The organism is uncultured Bacillus sp. (assembly GCF_958411575.1).
Lineage (GTDB): Bacteria > Bacillota > Bacilli > Bacillales > Bacillaceae > Bacillus > Bacillus spizizenii.
On record NZ_CATYRA010000002.1, the window covers coordinates 146,647 to 151,435 of the forward strand.

Annotated in this window: 1 protein-coding gene (cut by a window edge); it reads left to right on the top strand. The window is 46.1% G+C overall.

Annotation, left to right across the window (positions count from 1 at the left end; genetic code table 11):
• Positions 1 to 4,774, top strand: the 3' end of a protein-coding gene (locus tag Q5C82_RS04435; protein ID WP_079996366.1) for a type I polyketide synthase. It extends 8,915 nt beyond the left edge of the window; the window shows 4,774 of its 13,689 coding nt (coding positions 8,916-13,689); its start codon lies off the left edge, out of view; the stop codon is at positions 4,772 to 4,774.
• Positions 4,775 to 4,789: the final 15 nt, after the last annotated feature.

Consider the following 4,789-nt stretch of genomic DNA (forward strand, 5'->3'; position numbering starts at 1 on the left):
TTTTAATATCCCGCCGTCAGAAGCTGAACTGATGGATCCACAGCATCGAATATTTTTGCAGGAAGGCTATAAAGCCTTTGAGGATGCTGGATATAATGCTCGAACATTAAATGAGAAAAGATGCGGTGTTTATCTCGGCATTATGAGCAATGAATATGGGGTCATGCTGAATCGGCAGGCAAGAGCAAACGCCACCGGGAACAGCTTTGCGATCGCCGCGGCACGTATTCCGTATTTTCTTAATTTAAAAGGGCCTGCTATTCCTATTGACACCGCATGCTCATCTTCTTTGGTCGGCACACATTTAGCGCGACAGGCACTCATAAACAAAGAAATTGATATGGCACTGGTTGGCGGTGTCAGCTTATACCTGACGCCGGAATCTTACATCAGTATGTGTGAGGCCGGCATGCTTTCACCTGATGGACAATGTAAGGCATTTGATAATGATGCGAATGGTTTTGTGCCCGGCGAGGGTGCGGGTGCGCTGGTTCTGAAAAGGCTGAAAGATGCAGAAGCGGACCGTGACCATATTTATGGCATTATCATTGGCTCAGGTATTAATCAGGATGGGAAAACAAACGGAATCACGGCACCGAGTGCGAAAAGCCAAATGGATTTGGAAAGAGACATATATGAAACATACGGCATACATCCAGAGAGTATCAGTTTTGTAGAAATGCATGGTACCGGAACAAAACAAGGAGATCCAATTGAATTAGAGGCTTTGTCCACCGTATTTCAAGAAAAAACAGACAAAAAACAGTTTTGTGCAATCGGCTCAGTTAAAAGTAACATTGGCCATACATCCGCGGCGGCCGGAGTAGCTAGTGTTCAAAAAGTGTTATTGTGTATGAACCACAAAACACTGGTGCCGACATTGAACTTCACGACACCGAATGAGCATTTTCAATTTGAGCATTCTCCTTTATATGTAAACACGGAGCTTAAGCCTTGGGAGTCGGCCGATGGAAAACCGAGGAGAGCCTGTGTCAGCTCTTTCGGATATAGCGGGACGAATGCCCACATCGTTATAGAAGAATATCAGCCTGAACGGAGGAATGATCAATTAACAAAGCAGCATCAATCAACATTATTTGTACTCTCAGCGAAAAAAGAGCAGCAATTGAAGGCCTATGCAAAAGTAATGAAAGATTACGCAAATACAATAGAAGAAATCGATTTGGAGGATATGGCATATACGCTACAAACCGGCAGGGAAGCGATGGATTATCGGATGGCGTTTTTGGCGGATTCGAAAAAAGCGGTTATCAAAACTTTAGGCGATTATTTAGCGGATGTGCCAAACAGCAGCATATTTGCCGCGCACGTGAAAACGAAGAAAAACGAAATCAAGCTATTTGAAACAGATCATGATGCCGAAGCATTGCTGCAAACATGGATAGAGAAGAAAAGGCTGGAGAAAGTAGCGGAATTATGGGTGAAAGGGCTACAGATCGATTGGAACAGACTTTATGGAGATCACAGACCTCGCCGAATCAGTCTGCCTTCTTATCCGTTTGCAAAAGAGTATTACTGGTTGCCAAATCAAGAAAACAGGCCCGAAAACAGTGGTTCAGCACAGCCTTACTCCGAACCGATTACTAAGCGCTGCTTTCTGCACAAACAGTGGCAGTATTGTCCAATTGAACCAGTAGAACGTACGAATCAAACCGTTGCCATATTAGCAAACGAGGAGACAATGGCATTAGCGGCAGAGCTTTCGAAGTATTTCTCGAATTACCGTATATTTGACAGTCAAGAGCTCGATCATGTATCCGCTGCAGGCTTTGAACATATCTCCGGAGCAATCGATCTGATCGGGTGCGGAACGAGCCATGAACAGTCGATAAGCTGGATAAACTGGCTCCAAAAGCTGATCGAGCAAGGACGTACAAGCAAGTATTATTTGACGATCTTGGGCGTAACGAAAGGGCTGGAGTCTTTCGAAAATAAAGCTGTTCATTTGTCTGGTGCTTCACGGGCCGGTTTATATCGCATGCTTCAAAGTGAGTACAGCCACCTTACATCAAGGCACGCAGATATGGATTCTGCAGCCTCTCATGAGGAGCTGGCCAAACTGATTGCAGACGAGTTTTATGCCAATAGCACAGAATCAGAAGTCTGTTATCGAGACGGCAAGCGTTATCGCGCGTATTTGGCAGAGCAGCCAGCAGATGCTGCCGGCCTTTATCAGAAGCAAGTATCTTTTTCAGCAGAAAAAGTCCTGCTCATTACAGGCGGGACAAGAGGTCTCGGTTCGTTGTGTGCGCGGCATTTTGTGAAAACATACGGTGTTAAGCACCTGGTGCTCATCGGTCGTGAAGAGCTGCCGCCGCGTGACCAGTGGAATTCAGTAAAAAGTGCCTCGCTTGCTGAGAAAATAAATGCGATTCAAGAGCTAGAAGCCATGGGTGCGAATGTTCAAGTGCTGTCTCTGGACCTCACTGATTCATTTGCTGTCGCACAGAGCCTGAAGACCATACACGAAACAATGGGGCCGATTGGCGGAGTCATCCATTGTTCCGGGAAGGTGAACAAACATAATCCGGCGTTTATCAGAAAATCACTAGAAGAGATCGAACAGGTGCTTGAACCGAAAGTCGAAGGCCTGCAAACGTTGTTTGATCTGCTGAAAGGCGAACCATTGGCGTTTGTTGCCTTGTTTTCATCAGTATCAGCGGCCATTCCTGTTCTTGCAGCCGGACAAGCTGATTACGCGATGGCGAATGCATTTATGGATTATTTTGCAGAGGCACATAGAGATGAATGTCCAATTGTCAGCATTCAGTGGCCTAACTGGAAGGAAACCGGTCTAGGTGAGGTTCGCAGCAAAGCTTTAGAACAAACGGGATTGGTAAGCTTGAGAAACGATGAGGGATTACAGCTGCTGGATCAGATTCTTTCCGATACACAACATGCTGTCGTACTGCCGGCGATCCCAGATGCGAATATATGGCAGCCAGACAAGCTTGTGGAGCCGTCACTGCCTGTTGAAGCCCTCTCACATCCTGAGACGAAAGCGCAAGCTGACACGCAAAACCTGTTCCTTGAAACAGTTGGCTGGCTTGTAACTCTTTTTTCAGATGAACTGAAGATAGCAGCTGAAGACTTTGAAACGGATGAGCCTTTCCAAGAATACGGAATCGACTCGATTATATTGGCTCAGCTTGTACAGCAGATGAACCAAACATTAAATGGAGATATTGATCCGTCGATTTTGTTTGAATATCCGACAATAGAATCCTTTGCAAACTGGCTCATATCGAAATATGATGTATCAGCTATTTTGCATCAATCTGAGAAACAGACACCTGTCAAGGCACAATCAACAATGAAACAAACGCCAATGCCAGAACAGCAGCCGCAACAGATAAGTCATGTAAAAACGGCGGGGCTTACAGAAGATATCGCCATCATCGGTCTTACTTGCAGGTTCCCTGAAGCGGAAACGCTTGAGGCATACTGGGATTTAATACGTGATGGACGGTCTGCGATTAAACCTGTACCGCCTGAACGATTCAGGCATTCCAGCTCGAATTACGCGGGTCTCATTGATGAAATGGACCGATTTGATCATGATTTCTTTATGATGTCCGAGAACGATATCAGAGCGATGGACCCTCAAGCTTTGGCTGTATTGGAGGAAAGCCTGAAACTGTGGTATCACGCCGGTTATACAGAGAAAGACGTGAAAGGCATGAGGGCTGGTGTTTATATAGGAGGCCGCAGCCAGCACAAGCCTGATCCGTCCAGTCTTTCAAAAGCAAGAAATCCGATTGTGGCTGGCGGACAAAACTATTTAGCAGCTAACATTTCACAATTTTTTGACTTAAGGGGCCCGAGTATTGTCTTGGATACCGCTTGTTCCTCTGCGCTGGTCGGGTTGAATATGGCTATTCAGGCTCTCCGAAGCGGAGATATTGAGGCAGCGGTTGTGGGCGGCGTCAGTTTGCTTGATGCTGATGCGCATCAAATGTTTCAAGAGCGCGGACTTTTATGTGACAAACCGTCATTCCATATTTTTGATAAGCGGGCGGACGGTGTCATTTTAGGAGAAGGCGTGGGTATGGTTCTCGTCAAAACCGTCAGCCAAGCACTCGAAGACGGAGATTCCATATATGCAGTTATTAAAGCCGCTGCTATTAACAATGACGGAAGAACAGCAGGCCCATCTTCACCGAATCTCGAGGCACAAAAGGATGTCATGCAGACAGCGCTTGAAAAAAGCGGCAAAAAGCCTGAAGAGATCAGTTATCTCGAAGCGAATGGCTCGGGATCGGCAGTAACAGACTTACTTGAACTGAAGGCGATTCAAGCCATTTACCGCTCCGGATCAAAGGCGCCATTAGGGCTGGGATCAGTGAAACCTAACATCGGCCACCCTTTATGTGCAGAAGGAATAGCGAGCCTGATTAAAGTCGCTTTAATGCTGAAACATAGACAATTGGTTCCATTCCTGTCAGGTGACGAAAACATGCCGTATTTTGATATAGAAGAGACAGATTTGTATTTTTGTAAATCGCAAACCGAGTGGAGCGAAACAACGCCAGCTGCGGCAATCAATTGCTTTGCCGATGGCGGAACGAATGCCCATCTGATTGTAGAAGCTTGGAAAGACTCGGCTGGGCGTCCAATCAGAAGAAAACCTTTACCTCTGCCGGAATTGCATCGTCAGCCCGTTTTAACAGAACCATCAGCTCAAACCGTGCAGAAAAAAGTGCTTTCAGACACGGGGGCTCCTAAAGATATGTTTTGGAAAACTTTCAAATAAGAGAGGAGTGGGAAA